This window comes from Streptomyces sp. NPDC056231, assembly GCF_048270745.1.
In the GTDB taxonomy this organism is placed as follows: domain Bacteria; phylum Actinomycetota; class Actinomycetes; order Streptomycetales; family Streptomycetaceae; genus Streptomyces.
This window is the reverse complement of record NZ_JBLVKW010000064.1, coordinates 32080-48138: the sequence shown is the minus strand read 5'-3', so window position 1 is coordinate 48138 and position 16059 is coordinate 32080. Positions and strand designations below refer to the sequence as shown.

The window sequence follows — 16059 nt, the reverse complement described above, 5'->3', positions numbered from 1 at the left end:
CAGGCGAAGCAGCACGACGACCGATCCTGCCGCAGACGGCGATCACCGCCGTCGGCGGGGTGACCTGCACGGACGTAATAATCGGCACACTCAGGCTTTTGCTCTCCAGATAGCCGCAGACCGCCTCGATGGTCTTGAGCTTGTCCTCGCCGAGGACGGCCGTCTTGGCGGCGGTACGGATGTCGGCGATGACCCGTTCGCTGTCGCCGGCCAGCACACTGCGGGCTTGGGCGGCGACCCAGCTCTCGGCGGCGGGGGCCAGGCCCTGCTCGCGCAGCTTCCTGGTCCGGCGCAGGATCTGGGTGCTGTGGCAGGATCTGGGTGCTGTGTATGTGTGGGGCGAGCATGTGCTGCAGATGGGTGGTGGCGACCTGCCGGTGCTGGTAGAGCGCGGCGGCGATCTGGTAGGTCAGGGCACCAGGCTCGGTGTGCTGTCCATGGCGAGGGGGCGTCGGGCCGGCCCGCCCGCACCGCGGCGGCGTTGACGGGGACCAGGGCCTGCACCGTCTGGTTCATGATCGTCGCGCGGCGCGGTCATGTTGTCCCAGCCCTCAGTCCTTCGTGACGGCGATACAGTCGACCTCGATGTCGAACGGGCCCGTCCACTCCGGCACGCAGAAGAAGATGCGGGCAGGCGGGTTGTTCGGAAAAAAGCGCTTGTAGACCTCGTTGAAAGCGTTGAAGTGGTCGGCCGAGATGCACATTGCGTTGCACTTCAGCACATGGTCGAGGTCCGAGCCGGCGGCCTCGAGCGCCTTCTTAATCTGGGTGAGGATGAGCTCGACCTGGCGTTCGAACGGCGCGTTCGGGACGAGTTCCCCGGTGTCGGGGTCGAAAGGCGGCATGCCCGAGATGAACACCATGTTGCCGGCCCGGGTACAGGTCGACACCGGCGCGCCCCACTTCTCGAAATTGCTGTCGATGGGTTCGACCCGGATGATTTCCCGTTCCATGCGTTCGCTCCTTGTCTGTATGGCGTCAGTCAAGCCTGGATTTTTCGCGAAAGTCCGCCGATGAGTGCGTGCGAAATGCGAAAGTGTCTGTCCTGCAAGACAGAAGTAGGATTTCTGAAGGGCTCCACACGCCAGGCTGGGTACGAATCTCTGCTGACGGCCTGGGTGTCGTGTCGCATGCCGGGATGGGAATGGTGCGCGAACTCGCCGACCTGACCACACTTTCGGTGCAGGTCGCGGCCGTGCTCGCGGACACGTACAAGGGTCCGTGGGTGTACGAGCCGGGCGGTGTTCGCCGATCTGGTCGCCACGGCCGCGCGGGCATAGGCGTGGGCGGCCGGTGCCGCACCCGCCGCGGGTGGGTGGCTGCACATTGATGTCGATGCCACCATCACCATGGACCACTCCAACAGAACGCGGCAGCGACCTGGAAGAAAACCTACGGCTACCACCCACTACCGGTGTTCCTGGACCGCCCCGACATCGCCGACAGCGAAGCCCTCGCCAGGCTGCTCTGTGTGGGGAACGCGGGCTTGAATACCGCCACCGACCGACCACATTACCGGGCTCGGGTGGGCGTTGCACGCGCACGTCGAAGGCTCGGCAAGCGATATCGCACGCCGCGGCGCGGATGCACTCTGGCGGAACCTGATCGACAATCGTCGTGGGACGACGGTGCGACAGCCCGCCTGACACGTGTGCGCCACGGCAGCTCTCGGCGACGGACCCACTCTTCAGCGTGGCGTCGACGATCACCGCCACGTGGCGAAACTGCCCGTATCACGGCAATTTGCACCATGTGGTCGACATTTTGGACCTGTGCGCCCGTGATCGCTCGGGAACTCGTCCAACCTGGCCCACGAAGGGTGCGCCATGACGACTATCGAGCTCTACCCCGATGACGTTCACAACCAGCGGACGATCCGCCAGGGGCACCCACCTGACTGGGTCAACCGCGAAGGTGGTGACTACGACCTGGTGGTGCTCGGCGGCGGACCGGGCGGCCTCACCGCCGCCATAACTGCTGCCGCAGGCGGGCACCGCGTCGCTATGACCGAGCAGCGACTGACCGGGGGCACCTGTGTCAACTTCGGCTGCACGCCGAGCAAAGCGCTGATTCGCTGCGCACGCGCGGTGCACGATGCGAGCCGCGGGGCCGAGTTCGGCTTTCGGCTCGACGCCCCACCCCAAACTGATTTCGGCTCGGTCATGGATCGGGTCCGCAAGATGCGTTCCCTCAGCAGCGCAGGCGATGCGGTCGAGGTGGCCGAGCAAGCGGGGGCGGAGGTCTACCTCGGGCACACGCGCTTCACCGCGCCGAATGCCATGGAGGTCGAGGGCAGGCTACTGCGATTTCGGACGGCCGTGATCGCCACCGGATCGGACCCCGTGGTGCCCCCCATCGAGGGACTGCGGACAGGCGAGTACCTGACCAACGAGACCGTCTTCTCACTGACCGAGCTGCCAGCCAGGCTGGTCGTCATCGGCAGCGGTCCGATGGGATGCGAGCTGGCCCAGGCCTTCCGCCGTCTCGGCAGCGAGGTGGACCTGGTCAGCCACTCCAGGACCCTGCTGCCCAATGATGAGCAGGAGGTCAGTGAGCTGATCCGTCGCCGGTTCGAGCAGGAGGGGCTAAGGCTCCATCTGGGGTTCAAGGCAGTACGGGCGGGCGCCGGCCGTTTGCTGGCGCAGGGCACCGGCGAGACGCGCGAGCTGCCCTATGATGCGCTGCTGTTCGGCACCGGCCGCAAGGCGCACGTGGAGCACCTGGGCCTGGGCGCGGCAGGGGTGCACGCCGACGGGGATGGCGTGGAGGTAGATGAATACCTGTGCACCAGCAACCCCAACATCTATGCCATTGGCGATGCAACCTTCCCGCAGAAGTTCACGCACGCGGCCAATGCGACAGCGCGGCTCTGTATCGCGAACGCGCTGGACGGAGCACATCGCCCGGCACGAGAGCTCGTCATTCCCCACTGCACCTACACCGATCCCGAGGTGGCCGAGGTGGGCCTAACTCCGCGCCGAGCCCGCAACGAAGGTGTCGCCATCGACGCTTACCGGCTCGACCTGGACAAGGTGGCGCGGGCGTTCATCGACGGCGAGGAGGAGGGATTCGGGGCGATATACACGCGCAGCGGCAGCAGCGAGATCGCAGGAGCGACGCTTGTGGCGGCGCACGCCGGTGAGATGATCACCGAGCTTACGCTGGCAATCATGAACCAGGTGCCGCTGGAGGTACTGGCCGAAACGGTTCACTGCTACCCGACGCAGGCCCAGGTCTTCCAGGAGATCGCACTGCGGTACGCCAGAGCCCAGATGTAGCTCTTCAGCTTGGGTAGCGGCCTGTTGGACGACGAACGTTCAAGATCGCTAGGCTGCTTGATGTTGAGTCCGAGAGTGAGCCGACGCGCGAGGGGCTGCGAGGCGGAGTCTGTCCTGGTAGCGGGCTTGGTGGACACGACGGTGTTCCTGTTTGAGGTGCCAGGCGTAGTAGGGGTCGAAGTCGCCGTTGCTGATCAGGGCTCGCAGTTTCAGGACGGCTTCGGCTCCGGCGAGTGACCAGCGGGCCCCGGTGATGTCGAGGCGGTCCTTGACCAGGTGGCGGCAGGCGCCCTCGATGATGCCGGTGGCGATCGGCCAGCCACGGGTCAGCGCGGTGTCGTACCGCAGGTAGGGGCTTTTGCTCTCCAGATAGCCGCAGACCGCCTCGATGGTCTTGAGCTTGTCCTCGCCGAGGACGGCCGTCTTGGCGGCGGTACGGATGTCGGCGATGACCTGTTCGCTGTCGCCGGCCAGCACACTGCGGGCTTGGGCGGCGACCCAGCTCTCGGCGGCGGGGTCGTTCGCGGCATGGAAGCACCAGGCGGCTTTCCACAGGTATTCGAGGACGTGGACGAAGTCCACGACGATGTGCACGCTGACGCCGCGCAGTTCGGCCTCGGTGTGGATCTGGTCGATCTGTGCCTTCGCGCCGTCGACCAGGACGATCCAGGTGCGGGCGTGGATCGGGTCGCGCTGCTCGGCCTGGTCGAACACCGCCGAGATCACGCTCTGGGTGTTGTCGGTGACGCTGCCGGTCAGCCACTTGTTGAACGCCTCGGGTCCGCGATTGCGCCCGGCCGGGCCGTCGCTGTCGGGGTCCGGGGGTGGAGTGATGACGTCGTCGACGGCCCGAGGCGCGGGGCCGACGTCGTAGACGGCGCCGAGCATGGCCATGCGCTTGCGGCCGTTCTTCTCCCCGCCTGACAGCCGGGTGCGCATCTTGTTGCCGCCCTTGGCCTCAGCCGCCTTGCGCGTGGCGTCGGTCAGCGCTTCGGGGCGCATGACGACGCCCTTGCCGTCGACCGAGAGCACCAGCAGCGTGTCCGCCGTGCACGGCTCTGGGGCCCGGGCGCGGTAGAACGCCTCGACATCGACGGCGGCCCGCACCGTGAGCTGTTCGATCTGCCGTTTGCCGATCCTGGTGCCGCAGCCGCGCTCGATCGCCCGCTGGGCATCGTCGAAGCTGCCGCGCACCGCCTCCAGGGCGGCCAGCTGCCGTAGTCCGTGGCTGGACCGCTCGGCGGGCAGGTTCAAGACGGCGTCCATCGGATGGAGGTTGGAGGCACCCAGCGCGCGGTAGGCGGTCCGGGCCACGGTCACCGTGCCGAACACCGTGGCCAGCAGCCGCTCATGCCCCGGCTCGATCCTGCGGCGCGTCACCTGGTCCGTGCCCGTCACTCGAGTCAGTCGCGGCTCGCACGTGAACCGCAGGTCCAGATGGTCCTGCAGCAGTCGTCGCATCACCTCCCGCCCGCGCGAAGCGATCAGGCCCTCCAACTGCGCGTGCGTCAGCCGGTCCGCGGACTCGTCGTGCAAGTCCTCCACCAGCGCACCGAACAGGTTCCACGATGCCGCGAAGGACCTGATCACCTGCTCCAGGCCGGCCGCCGAGTCCGACTCGTCCCCACCACGGCCCGCGTTCACGCGGCGGTCTCCACGGTGGTGCGAGCGAACAGCCCCGGCTCCACCTCGACCAGCGTCCCGTCGGCCACCAGACGCTTGAGCTTGGAACGCATCGCCTCGGTGTACCGCGCCTCCACCCCGATGCCCAGGGCATCGCACACGTCCCGCGACCGCAACGGCCCCGAGGCCGTCACGAACACGGATACGATCCGCTGATAGACCGTCACATCGCGCAGTGACCCGCGCGCTCCGAGCGCAGGACCACTCGGCGGCGCGACGTCCTCACCGGCAGCCTCCCCGCCCGGTTCACCGGCCAGTACCTCGGCCACCGTCCGTCGCGCGATCTCCAGCCTCGACAGCTCATCGCGGGCCGCATCCAGCCGATTGGCCACGTCCTGCGCCTTCGCCCGCAGCTCCTCCACCCGAGCCAGCGCCGCCGCCTCCCGGCGCTTCAACTGTTCCAACACTGATCCCACCCAAGGCTCCTTCGCACCCATACCCGGGCCGCCACCCCGACGGCCCCGACACCAGCACGCTAGGAACCCAACCCGCCCGAGACGGCAGATACCTATGCCAAACCACCCAAAAGGTCACTCATTCCGAACCGCACCCAACCCCGAACCCACAGCATCACAATCGCCACATGACCACCCCAAACAGCCTCAAACCCCGCACCACGTCCTTGACGAAGGACATAGGTGCGCCGTGAAGCGCGAGTTGTTCGAGTGGCGATGAAAGGACGCCACCGCCGTCCTGTCGCAGCAGGGCGGTTGAAGCTGAGGGCAGCCTGACCCGGGAGGTGCCGGGGAGGGTGGCAAGCGGCCCTGACAAAGCCGGGACGTATCAGCACTGCCAGATGGTGCGGGTCCGGCAAGCGAGACGGAAAGGAGTACGCGAGGAACCGGCGTTGACGCCTCCTTACTCGTCACCAGCTCGAACCTGGCGGATCTGGGCTGGATGCGGTGCGTCCCTGCCTTGCTATGGGGGCGGGGAACTTCTCGGGCGATTGCTATGTGTCGTCCGGGGAGGCCACGACGAAGTGCTGCGGGGTAGTCGTGGCGATGCCGCGGGGGTATAGCCGGGCTCCTAATCCATCGATCGAACAACACGTGAACACGGGAACCGTTCCGGTCCTGACCTGCGGCAACGCTGCCAGCGCGGTCACAGGCTGGGCCCACCGTCGGCCGACCGGGCCGGAACGGGGCGGAGCCGCCGTAGTACTCCGAGCCGGGGAGAGCCCGGCACATGGGGAAGGGCGGCAGCGGAATCGAGAAGGAAGGGAGACTGCAATGCCGAAAGACGCACCGCTGAACAGCGGTGCACCGGATGCCCCGATGGGGTCTCACCAGCGGGTATCGGGGATGCAGGCCAAACTTCGCCGTTGGGCGGCGGCCGACGAAGGCCGCAGGTTCGACGATCTGTTCAACCTCGTGTGCGACCCGGCGACGCTCCTGGCAGCGTTCGAACGGGTCGCGGGAAACAAGGGGGCCAAAACGCCCGGAGTGGACGGCATAACCGCCGTCAATGTCCAGCGAGAGATTGGCCCTTACGGGTTCCTGGAGGACCTTCGGAACGTACTTAAATCGGGTGAGTTCCGCCCGCTGCCGGTGCGCGAACGGAAGATCCCCAAGCCGGGCGGCTCGGGCAAGGTCAGAAGCCTAGGCATTCCGACCATCACCGACCGCGTGGTCCAGGCAGCCCTCAAGCTGGTGCTGGAGCCGATCTTCGAGGCCGACTTCAAGCCGGTCTCCTACGGGTTCCGGCCCCTGCGACGGGCACACGACGCGATCGCCGAGATCCACTTCTACGGCACCCACGGCTACCGATGGGTCCTGGACGCGGACATCGAGGCGTGCTTCGACTCGATCGACCACGCGGCCCTGATGGACCGAGTGCGAGGCCGGGTCAAGGACAAGCGCGTGCTGCGGCTGGTCAAGGCGTTCCTCAAGGCCGGCGTCCTCACCGAGGACAACAACCGCGAGGACACCATCACCGGCACCCCGCAGGGCGGCATCCTCTCCCCACTCCTGGCGAACATCGCCCTGTCAGCGCTCGACAAGCACCTGACCTGACCGTGGGAGCCCGGCGGGGAGATGGCCACCAGCCACCTGCGCAGGCGCCGCCGTGCCACCGGACGTCCGAACTATCGAGTCGTCCGCTACGCGGACGACTTCGTCGTCCTGACCGACGGTGGACGCGACGATGTCGAGGCGTTGCGCGAGGACATTGCCGATGTGCTGCAACCGCTCGGTCTTCGTCTCTCCGAAGCGAAGACGCAGGTGGTGCACATGTCGGAAGGGTTCGACTTCCTTGGGTTCCGCATCCAGTGGCGACGCAAGCGAGGAACGGACAAGTGGCACGTCTACACCTTCATCGCCGACCGGCCCATCCGGCAGTTGAAGGACAAGATCCGTGCCCTGACGAACAGAACATCGCAGCAGAACCCCAGGGACGTGCTGATCAGGCTCAACCAGATCATGCGCGGCTGGGCCAACTACTTCAAGCACGCGGTCTGCAAAGCCGCCCTGAGCTCCCTGGCCAGCTTCACATGGCACCGGGTGATCAGCTGGTGGATGGCGCTGCATCGCTGGAAGTGGAAGGACGTCCGTCGGCGCCTCACCGACCACAACGGACGGTGGCAAAGGCCCTCGGCAGACGGGATCGAACTGTTCGACCTCCAAGCGGTGACGGTCACCCGCTACCGCTATAGAGGCAACACGATCCCCACCCCCTGGACCCACCTCAACCACGCCTGAACGGCAGAGTCCGTGGAGAGCCCGGTACTCGGAAACGGGTACGCCGGGTTCGGCGAGCGGCACGGAGAAACGGACGGTGGCAACACCGGCACCGCGCTCCGTGCCGACTCAACAGACACCCCCCCACTGCCGTCGCTGCCACCCACCACATCTCGCTGCGCGCCTCGCACTACCCGTTCCGGACCGCACGGCGAGCACGCGCCCGTCCAGGCCCTGGGACGTGCCCCACGCAAGTTTCCACTGCTTCGTCACGGTTGACGGGCCGGCGGCGTTCGCCGGTGCTGTAGGAGTCGCCGGCGTGGACCTGGACGGACGGGCCGTCGTTTCCGACGCCGAGTTCGACGAGATGCGGTGGGGTGCCACCATGCGCTTCAGCGACTGAAGCGCATGGTGCGTCTGCTCCGAGTTCAACGTTCGTCGGTCGTGATGCAAGTTCGTTCAGTCGCCGCCAGAGCCCGAGCCATAGAGCCCAGCGATGTCTTTGGACGTCGTCCACCGGCTGTAGGTGGGCGACTGAGGCCAGCCCTCGGGCGAGTCCTGCCATTCCTCCTGCCGTCCGTACGGCAGGACATCGATCAGCGCGAAGGTGTGACTGAGTTGCTCGGCCCCCCGCCCGTTGGTCTGCCAGGTGCGATAGACGGTGTCGCCGTCGCGCAGGAACACGTTGACCGCGAATCCTCCGTCGGGCGGTGCACCGACGTCGGCCCCGAATGAACTGTTGGCAGTCGAGTACCACGCCATCTGGTTGCCGACCCGCTGCTTGTAGGCGAGTGCCTCTTTGATCGGGCCTTGGGTGACGACGACGAATCGAGCATCGTAGTTGTCCAGGAACTCCAGGCGGGTGTATTGCGAGGTGAACCCCGTGCAGCCCGGGCACTGCCATTCCTTGCCCGCGAACCACATGTGGTTGTAGACGATTAGTTGCCTCTTGCCTTCGAAGACGTCCACCAGTCGAACAAGGCCGTCCTCCCCTTCGAGGGTGTAATCGGGCATCTCGACCATCGGCAGACGACGGCGCTCGGCCGCGATCGCGTCAAGTTCCCGCGTCGCGGCCTTCTCCCTGGCACGCAGTGCCTCGAGTTGGCGCTCCCAAGTCGCGGCGTCGACGACGGGTGGTAGTGCGTGCGTGGTCATGGTTCCCTCACAGAGCTCGTGTGCGGCTTTCGCCTGTGCAGAGGCAGACTCCACCAGCCCCCGGAACTCGTCGGTGGCCGGCGTTGCCGACTATGGTGCCGACGGCATTTGGGCGGGCAAGCCGAGGCGGTCGAGTAGTCGGGTCGGAGCGCCAGCCCAGGGCAGGTCCGCGCGCCGCAGCAGCGCGCGTAGCAATTGGCACACAGATCCGCGGACACCCCGCTGTGCCCTCCGGTTCGTGCAAGGGCGTGCGCCACGGCATTCTGCCGGACCGCAAGGACGGTTCGACCTTCAGAGAAGGTCAGCAGCGGTGATGCGGTGGAGGTGGAAGAGCACGTCGAATGAAGGTGCGAGGCGCACGGGCAGGGGTTCTGTGGGCCAGGCGGTTCCGATGAACCGGGTCGGCCGCGGCTCGGCCAGCCAGGCGCGGGCGGGCGCGGGTGTCGTACGCAGGTCGAGGTAGTAGTCGCCGGGGGACACCGCGTTCAGTGTGTGCTCGTTGCTTCCCGGTTCCAACGGTCCCACCGAGAAGACCCGGACCGGCTCGGCGGGGTCGGTCATGTCGTTCGCGTTGAACGAGCCCTGCCCGAAGGTGAAGCCGGCGGTGAGGTAGTCGTCGCCGACCATGTCGCGCAGGAACGCGCCCTGTGAGGTGGGGTAGTTCGCCGGATCGCCGGACTCGTAGGCGACATGTCCGTCGTGGGCGGAGAGCAGCATCCGGTGACCGGTCTGCCGCTGCCACCACACGGTGTTCTCGGCCATGACCCGGTCGCGGTAGCGCATGGCCTGGGGGATCTCAGCCGGGTCGAAGAGGTCGTAGCCGAACTCGGTGCCCACCTGGGCGATGACCCGGGAGTGCTGGAGGACCCAGGCGTGCTCCTCCCGGTCGCAGCGGGTCCCCTACTCGGGCAGCACCCTTCGCATCACGAAGTTCGAGTACGACCACATGGGCAACCCCACCAAGGTGATCAGCCCGCGCGGCACCGCCACCGCGACCGTGGACGACTTCACCAGCCGCACCGAGTACGACAAGCTCAACCGCCCGGTCAAGCAGTTCCAGCCCTACGACCCGGCGGACGCGCGCTACAACGACCCCAACGTCTACACCCAGACGACCTACGACGCGGTCGGCCACACCTCGCGGGTCTCCGCGCCGCCGTCGGCGGGTCAGACGGTCCGCAACGACACCGACTACACCTACTTCGACAACGGTTGGACCAAGACGTCCACCGACCCGTGGGACATCGTCACCTCCTACGGCTACAACCAAACCGGCCAGCAGGTCTCGCGCACCCTCACCTCCGCCGGCGGCTCCAGCTCGCGGACCCAGGGCTGGGCGTACTACCCCGACGGCAGCCTCCAGGCCCGCTCCGACGACGGCGTGCCGGTCGGCGCCCACGTGGTGGTGGCCGACAACTCCGACACCCAGACCACCTCGGCGACCGGCACCTGGGCCACGGCATCGGCCACCGGCCAGCAGGCCTACGACCACCGCACCCACGCGGCGGGGACGTCGACGGACACGTTCACCTGGACCCTGAACGTCCCGCAGGACGGCAGCTACACCGCCTACGCGAAGTACCCGACAACCTCGGGCGCCTCCACGGCGGCGAAGTACACCGTCACCCACGACGCCGGCACCACCGCCAAGACGGTCAACCAGACCACCGGCGGCGGCACCTGGGTCTCGCTGGGCGCGTTCACCTTCAAGCAGGGGAACACGTCCAAGATCACCCTGGCGACCGACGCCTCCGGCAAGGTCGTCGCCGACGCGGTGAAGATCGTCCGCACTGCCACCGAGACGGACAACGAGAAGAAGAACTTCACCTACTCGTACGACCTCAACGGCAACCTCACCACGATCGCGGACACCTCCTCGGGCGCCAAGATCGACACGTACTCGATGACCTACACCGGGCTGAACCAGGTCCAGAAGGTCAGCGAGTCGCTGTCCGGCATCGAGAAGAAGGCCACGTCGTTCACCTACGACGCCAACGGCCAGAAGGAGACGACGACCCACCCGGACCAGTACGCGCAGTACATCTACGACCTGCGTGAGCTGGTCAAGACGGTGAAGGTCGGCAAGTCCGCCTCGGACGCCTCGCCGAAGACCACCGAATACACCTACACCGACCGCGGCCTGCGGCTGAAGGAGACCAAGGCCAACAGCAACACGGTCGACTACACCTACTACCTGAACGCGGCGCTGAAGACCCAGACCGAGAAGAAGCCCAACGGCACCCTGGTCTCCTCGCACACCTACGCCTACGACGCCAACGGCAACCAGGCGCAGGACGTCGCGTCCAAGATGAACGCCGACAACACGGCGCGTACCTGAATTCCACCACGGACTACACCTACGACCCGGTCAACCGGCTCGCCCAGTCCGTGAAGACGGGAACCGGCGCGGGCACCGAGACCTACGTCCACGACAACAACGCCAACGTCGTCACCCAGACGATCAAGAACGTCACGACCAACTACACCTACGACCGCAACCGGCTCCTCAGCTCGAGCATCGGCGCCGCGAGCAACAGCTACAACTACGACCCGTACGGCCGACTGGACACGGTCGTCGCGGCCGGCAAGGTGGTCGAGGACCGGGACTACGACGGCTTCGACCATGTGGTCAAGAACGCCAAGCTGCAGACCGACGGGATCACGACGAAGACCACCACCTACCTCTTCGACCCCCTGGACCGCACGGCGTCCAAGACGGAGGCCGGCAAAACCACCGACTTCAACTACCTCGGTACCTCCAGCGAGGTTCTCAACGAGGCCGTTGCCGGCGAGGTCACCAAGTCCTACCAGTACAGCCCCTGGGGCGAACGCCTGACGCAGCTGAAGCGCAACACCGACGGCACCGAGGAACTCGGCGTCTACGGCTACAACGGCCACACCGACGTCGAAACCCTCACCGACACGAGCGGTGACACCAAGTCCACCTACGGCTACACCGCCTACGGCACCAACAACGACGCCGAGTTCACCGGCATCGACAAGCCCGACACCGTCCAGCCCGACAAGGAGGCCTACAACCCCTACCGCTTCAACGCCAAGCGCTGGGACGCCTCCAGCGGCACCTACGACATGGGCTTCCGTGACTACAGCCCCGGCCTGAACCGCTTCACCAGCCGGGACATGTACAACGGCGCCCTGTCCGACATGCGGCTGGGATCGGATCCCTTCACAGGGAACCGCTACGCCTTCACCGGCGGCAACCCGATCAGCGGCGTCGAGATCGACGGGCACAACTGGTGCGAAGGAGGCTCCTTCTGCCCCTGGGACGACAACTTCGCCTCTGCTTGGGTCGGCACCGTCACGACTGCCGCGGACGCGCTTGCGAGCCCCGTGATGTCCGCGGAGCCGATCCTTCGGGACCAGTGCCCTGGATGCTTCGGAACTCCCGGTAATCCCAACGCAGTGGATCTGGGATTCGAATGGGTCTCGGGCACCGGCCCCAAGAAGCGGGACTTCGGCGGGAACGACGCCTTCACGCAGACGCTCATGGACCACTACCACGTCCAGCGCGTGCGGGAGATCGCGGCCGACAACATCAACAACGGCAACTACAATCTGGGTGCGAACGTGACCCAGACGTACAACAAGGAAACGAAGGTGATGGAGAATAACGGTCTGAAGCACTCGCTGAACTCCAAGACCGTCTTCATGGACTTCACGTCGAACATGTCCGCGGCGTTCCTCGGTTCCTACAACATGGACTACACGGTCAAGTCCGTCGACAAGGAGGCAGGGACGGCGACCATTCAGTTCCATGTGGACAACGACAGCACCATGAACTCTGGAACGCATATTGCCCCGGAGCTCGGCGGGTACAGCGACTGGTGGAAAGAGAACATCGCCAAACCCCTCAATTCGTATTACAAGTCGGGGCGTTTCAGTACGAAGTCGCAGGACATCACGTGGACGGAGACGGTCGACCTCAACGATCCCAAGGCTCCGTCGCAGTCCTCGTCCTCGTCGTCGGAGGAATCGAGTAGCTTCCTGGACACCGTGACGAGTTTCCTGGGCAGCCTCTTCTGACGGCAGGCCGACGCGCGCTCGTTCCCGCCGGTTGACCGGTCGGGACGCGCCTTGAAAAACGGCGGGGCTGCTCCCCAGGGATCCCTGAGGGGCAGCCCCGCCACCCGGAACGACTGGAAGTAGATGGCGTGAAGCTCGACGTATTTCGCATCGGTGCGGGCCTTGCGACTGCCGCTTTGACGGTAATCGCCTCGACCGCTTGTGGGCCAGGCCGGCCCGCCCCTGTCTTTCCGAAGGCCGTACAGCATTCCCAATTGGTCGGTCGGTGGGACGGGGGCGGGGCGTCGGAATGCGGCTCGCCCGTCATTCGACTGCGTGACGACTACACCTTTTCCGCCAAGGGTGTCCCGGTCGCGTGGGACGGCCCCGTGCCGGACGCGAAGGTGACGCACCGTTCGGCCGACGGAAAATGGCATGCGATCAACAAAGATCCTGGCCTGCCGCCCTACCTGGTGCTTCGTTTCGACCATCAGAACGACCATCAGCTTCTGCCGTTCACCTTGGAGCAGGGGAAGCTGCAGATGAATGGGAGTGTCGAGGCGGACGGGGGGATCCCTATTCCTTTTCATGTCGCTACAAGCGCACTTCTGGCGACCCCGACTTCGGTCGATAGCAGGCCTGTCCGAAGACATGACGCTGATCACGGCGCGAACCCGTGATGATCTGGCACCCGGTTCCGCTGGCTTGTTGGGAGGACGTGGAAGACCTGCGGTCCTCCCGAGGAACCAGGGGATCGGGGGAACGGCACCGGTTCACACGCGAGGGGTGGGACCGATGGACCGAGTCAGCCGCACGCTGCGGGCCGCCGACCTGAGCGGGTATGCCTCCGCGTTTGCATCCCGCACGACGGCGCTGTCACGTTGTTGGATGTGGGGGTGTCTGCCGGTGTGTCGGGGCATGGTGGGCTTGCGGTCCGGGCCTGTGTTCAGGCCGTGGTGGGCTGGCCGACAGCGCCGGTGATCTGGTCCCAGATGGCGAAGCGGATGGTCATCTCGGCTTGGTGGTCGGGGGCGGTCCGCGCAATGCCCGCACCGAACCGTAGACCAACTTCGCCCCTGAGGTTCCCCCGGCGTGCGGGAGGTGCTGATCATCTGGTCATGGCGGGTTGACGGGGTTTCAGGTTCGTTCGTTCGGCCGTTGCCTGGTCGGCGTAGTGCTTCTCCTCGAACTCGATCGGACTGAGGTAGCCGAGCCGTTTCTGGATGCGCCGGGAGTTATAGAAGCCATCGATGTACTCGAACAGCGCCAGGTTCGTCTCGGCCCGGGTGGCGAAGACGCGGCCGCGGATGCACTCCGTCTTGGTGATCATCCACAGGTTCTCCGCGAGGGCGTTGTCGTACGAGTCTCCGACCGAGCCCATGGATGCCTGAACTCCCGATCGCAGCAGGCGAGTTGTGAGCTTGATCGACGTATATTGACAGCCGTGATCCGCGTGATGAATGAGCTTTCCGGGCTCGACCTCGCGGGAAGCGAGGGCGTACTCGAGCGTGGACAGCACCGGGTCGGCGTCCGCGCGGGCGGAGGTCTCCCAGGCCACCACCCGGCGGGAGAACGCGTCCCGGATCGCGGACAGCCACAACGGGCCCTCGCCGGTCGCGATCATCGTCAGGTCGGTGACCCACAGCCGGTTCGGTGCACTCGCGGTGAAGTCGCGCTGGACAAGGTCCGGGGCCAGGGTGGCCTTGCGGTCCCGGCGCGTGAAACCCTTGCGACGCGGGCTGATCCCAGCGAGGTCGGCCTCGCGCATCAGGCGCTCGACCCGCTTGCGGCCCACGTGAACGCCCTCACGCTTGAGCACGGCATGCACGCGCGGCGAGCCGTAGATCCCGCCCGAGTCGGCGTGGATCTCCTTGATCTGCTCGGTGAGTTCCGCGTCCCGGCGCACGCGTTCGCACGGCTCGCGTTCGGCACGGCGCCAGCGGTAGTAGGTCGAGGAGGGGACGGACAGTTCCCGGAGTACGGGCTCGACCCCCAGGTGCGGGTGCTCGTCGAGGAGCGCCGTCACCTGGACCGGGTCGGGTCGAGCTGGGCCGCGAAAAAAGCCGAGGCCGTCCGCAGGACCTCGTTCGCCCGCTTGAGCTGGGCGTTCTCCTTGCGCAGCGCGGTGAGCTCGGCGCGTTCTTCGGTGGTCAGCCGGTCATCGCGCTCGCCGGCGTCGGCCTCGGCCTGCCGGATCCAACCGCGCAGGGCCTCCGGATGCACGCCGAGATCGACGGCCAGTTTCTTGATCTGCGGCTTCGGGCCGGCGGTGCGGTACATCCGTACCGCACGCTCACGCAACTCGAGCGAGTATTTCCTGGGGGCAGCCATGGTCGATGTTCCTCTCATGAGAACCATCTGACCCTCTGTCACCACACTCCGCATCTCGGGGGAACCTCACCCCGACTCACCCATCCGCACCTGGACGCATTACCCGGCCAAGGCTGCCTGACGAGCCACTAGCCGACCAGAGATCGAGATGTCGGATGAAGGAACCATCGCAGGTCAATACCCATACCAGGTGTCGATCTCATGTTGTCCTTCTACTTCAAATACTGCAGCTCAGAGCCTTGCTGATGTCGTAACTACATGGAAGACGGACACGCACCGTCAAGCTCCTCGCCGACGCAGCCACCCCGGAGGACCTGTTCCACGGGCAGTGGCAGGGCCGGCCCTCCAAACTCGACGCCTTCAAGCCCTACCTGGATGACCGCTGGAACCAAGACTGCACGAACGCCTGGAGGATGTGGGAGGAGATCGTGCCGCTCGGCTATCGGGGCAGCTACCAGCAGGTTCGCGCCTATTTCCGGGAGAAACGGCTCTCGCCGGGCCCCGTCACCGCTCGGCCACCGTCACCCCGCGTCGTCGCCGGATGGATCCTCCGCCGACCGGAAACCCTCACCGAGACGGAGCACCTTCGGCTCAAGGCCGTTCGGGTCCACTGCCCTGAAATGGACGCCCTCACCAGCCACGTCCGCTCCTTCGGCCAGATGCTCACCGAGCGCCAGGGCGAACGGCTGCCGCAGTGGCTCGACGCCGTCCGGCAAGACGACCTCCCCGGCCTCCACACCCTCGCCGCATGCATCGACCGCGACCTCGATGCCGTCATCGCCGGCCTCACCCTGCCCTGGAGCTCGGGCATCGTCGAAGGCCACGTCAACCGAATCAAGATGCTCCAACGCCAGATGTTCGGCCGGGCCGGCTTCGCCCTCCTCCGCAAACGCGTCCTGCTCTACTCGTAAGAC

General features: G+C 66.2%; 16 protein-coding genes and 2 pseudogenes. 10 read left to right on the top strand and 8 right to left on the bottom strand.

All coding sequences use genetic code 11. The features are described 5' to 3' along the window. On the bottom strand, positions 1-217 hold a 217-nt coding region (locus ACNPQM_RS33540), incomplete at its 3' end, for a hypothetical protein (RefSeq protein WP_418086917.1). Between ACNPQM_RS33540 and ACNPQM_RS33535 the strand changes: the two genes are divergently transcribed. After that, positions 189-485 carry a hypothetical protein gene (locus tag ACNPQM_RS33535; RefSeq protein ID WP_418086916.1) on the top strand — a complete coding sequence of 99 codons (297 nt, stop codon included), beginning with the start codon at positions 189-191 and terminating at the stop codon, positions 483-485. The genes ACNPQM_RS33540 and ACNPQM_RS33535 overlap by 29 nt on opposite strands. Before the next feature lie 66 nt (positions 486-551). On the opposite strand, the gene ACNPQM_RS33530 is transcribed toward ACNPQM_RS33535, so the two are convergent. Then, the gene (locus tag ACNPQM_RS33530) at positions 552-953 is read right to left on the bottom strand and encodes a RidA family protein (RefSeq protein WP_020578017.1); all 402 of its coding nucleotides are present in this window, start codon (positions 951-953) and stop codon (positions 552-554) included. A gap of 110 nt (positions 954-1063) precedes the next feature. On the opposite strand from ACNPQM_RS33530, the pseudogene ACNPQM_RS33525 reads away from it, so the two are divergent. Both ACNPQM_RS33525 and ACNPQM_RS33520 read left to right on the top strand, forming a co-directional pair. Further along, positions 1064-1504 (top strand): annotated as a pseudogene (locus ACNPQM_RS33525) (IS1380 family transposase); the annotation flags it as partial. A 322-nt stretch (positions 1505-1826) separates the two neighbouring features. Beyond that, positions 1827-3278: an FAD-dependent oxidoreductase gene (locus ACNPQM_RS33520; RefSeq protein WP_418086915.1), complete on the top strand. Its 1452-nt coding sequence runs from the start codon at positions 1827-1829 to the stop codon at positions 3276-3278. 48 nt (positions 3279-3326) lie between these two features. Here the strand turns inward: ACNPQM_RS33520 and ACNPQM_RS33515 are convergent, their stop codons facing one another. Continuing rightward, positions 3327-4922 carry an ISKra4 family transposase gene (locus ACNPQM_RS33515; protein ID WP_418086914.1) on the bottom strand — a complete coding sequence of 532 codons (1596 nt, stop codon included), beginning with the start codon at positions 4920-4922 and terminating at the stop codon, positions 3327-3329. Next, complete coding sequence (locus ACNPQM_RS33510; protein WP_418086913.1) at positions 4919-5377, bottom strand: hypothetical protein; 459 nt, start codon at positions 5375-5377, stop codon at positions 4919-4921. The genes ACNPQM_RS33515 and ACNPQM_RS33510 overlap by 4 nt, the downstream gene beginning before the upstream one ends. Positions 5378-5881: 504 nt before the next feature. On the opposite strand from ACNPQM_RS33510, the pseudogene ACNPQM_RS33505 reads away from it, so the two are divergent. The 3 genes and pseudogenes from ACNPQM_RS33505 to ACNPQM_RS33495 form a co-directional block, all read left to right on the top strand. After that, a pseudogene (locus ACNPQM_RS33505) lies at positions 5882-7213 on the top strand (reverse transcriptase domain-containing protein); the annotation flags it as partial. Then, a complete protein-coding gene (locus ACNPQM_RS33500; protein ID WP_418086920.1) occupies positions 7190-7657 on the top strand; it encodes a group II intron maturase-specific domain-containing protein in 468 nt (155 codons plus the stop codon). The pseudogene ACNPQM_RS33505 and the gene ACNPQM_RS33500, both read left to right, overlap by 24 nt. 220 nt (positions 7658-7877) lie before the next feature. Further along, entirely contained in the window at positions 7878-8039 is a 162-nt protein-coding gene (locus ACNPQM_RS33495) for a hypothetical protein (protein ID WP_358862145.1), read from the top strand. A gap of 56 nt (positions 8040-8095) precedes the next feature. On the opposite strand, the gene ACNPQM_RS33490 is transcribed toward ACNPQM_RS33495, so the two are convergent. Both ACNPQM_RS33490 and ACNPQM_RS33485 read right to left on the bottom strand, forming a co-directional pair. Next, a complete protein-coding gene (locus tag ACNPQM_RS33490; protein ID WP_418086912.1) occupies positions 8096-8791 on the bottom strand; it encodes a DUF899 domain-containing protein in 696 nt (231 codons plus the stop codon). Positions 8792-9082: 291 nt separating this feature from the next. After that, positions 9083-9628 (bottom strand): erythromycin esterase family protein, encoded by a 546-nt coding sequence (locus ACNPQM_RS33485; RefSeq protein WP_418086911.1) that lies wholly within the window; start codon positions 9626-9628, stop codon positions 9083-9085. Between ACNPQM_RS33485 and ACNPQM_RS33480 the strand changes: the two genes are divergently transcribed. The 3 genes from ACNPQM_RS33480 (at position 9621) to ACNPQM_RS33470 (ending at position 13494) form a co-directional block, all read left to right on the top strand. After that, positions 9621-11129 carry a hypothetical protein gene (locus ACNPQM_RS33480; RefSeq protein ID WP_418086910.1) on the top strand — a complete coding sequence of 503 codons (1509 nt, stop codon included), beginning with the start codon at positions 9621-9623 and terminating at the stop codon, positions 11127-11129. The genes ACNPQM_RS33485 and ACNPQM_RS33480 overlap by 8 nt on opposite strands. A gap of 50 nt (positions 11130-11179) precedes the next feature. Further along, on the top strand, positions 11180-12835 hold the full coding sequence (locus ACNPQM_RS33475; protein ID WP_418086909.1) for an RHS repeat-associated core domain-containing protein: 1656 nt from the start codon (positions 11180-11182) through the stop codon (positions 12833-12835). Positions 12836-12963: 128 nt separating this feature from the next. After that, a complete protein-coding gene (locus tag ACNPQM_RS33470) occupies positions 12964-13494 on the top strand; it encodes a hypothetical protein (RefSeq protein WP_418086908.1) in 531 nt (176 codons plus the stop codon). 428 nt (positions 13495-13922) lie between these two features. On the opposite strand, the gene ACNPQM_RS33465 is transcribed toward ACNPQM_RS33470, so the two are convergent. Both ACNPQM_RS33465 and ACNPQM_RS33460 read right to left on the bottom strand, forming a co-directional pair. Then, positions 13923-14840, bottom strand: a complete 918-nt coding sequence (locus tag ACNPQM_RS33465; protein WP_418086907.1) for an IS3 family transposase — start codon at positions 14838-14840, stop codon at positions 13923-13925. Next, the gene (locus tag ACNPQM_RS33460; protein ID WP_418086906.1) at positions 14837-15145 is read right to left on the bottom strand and encodes a transposase; all 309 of its coding nucleotides are present in this window, start codon (positions 15143-15145) and stop codon (positions 14837-14839) included. The genes ACNPQM_RS33465 and ACNPQM_RS33460 overlap by 4 nt, the downstream gene beginning before the upstream one ends. Before the next feature lie 413 nt (positions 15146-15558). Here ACNPQM_RS33460 and ACNPQM_RS33455 point away from each other — a divergent pair, with 413 nt between their 5' ends. Beyond that, entirely contained in the window at positions 15559-16056 is a 498-nt protein-coding gene (locus ACNPQM_RS33455) for an ISL3 family transposase (protein ID WP_418086905.1), read from the top strand. Positions 16057-16059 lie beyond the last annotated feature (3 nt).

What these genes read in the sequence shown, in the direction of transcription:
- ACNPQM_RS33500 (WP_418086920.1), top strand. Translation starts at nt 7,190, where the DNA reads ATGTCGGAAGGGTTCGACTTCCTTGGGTTCCGCATCCAGTGGCGACGC.
- ACNPQM_RS33535 (WP_418086916.1), top strand. Translation starts at nt 189, where the DNA reads ATGACCCGTTCGCTGTCGCCGGCCAGCACACTGCGGGCTTGGGCGGCG.
- ACNPQM_RS33460 (WP_418086906.1), bottom strand. Translation starts at nt 15,145, where the DNA reads ATGGCTGCCCCCAGGAAATACTCGCTCGAGTTGCGTGAGCGTGCGGTA.
- ACNPQM_RS33490 (WP_418086912.1), bottom strand. Translation starts at nt 8,791, where the DNA reads ATGACCACGCACGCACTACCACCCGTCGTCGACGCCGCGACTTGGGAG.
- ACNPQM_RS33455 (WP_418086905.1), top strand. Translation starts at nt 15,559, where the DNA reads ATGTGGGAGGAGATCGTGCCGCTCGGCTATCGGGGCAGCTACCAGCAG.
- ACNPQM_RS33520 (WP_418086915.1), top strand. Translation starts at nt 1,827, where the DNA reads ATGACGACTATCGAGCTCTACCCCGATGACGTTCACAACCAGCGGACG.
- ACNPQM_RS33530 (WP_020578017.1), bottom strand. Translation starts at nt 953, where the DNA reads ATGGAACGGGAAATCATCCGGGTCGAACCCATCGACAGCAATTTCGAG.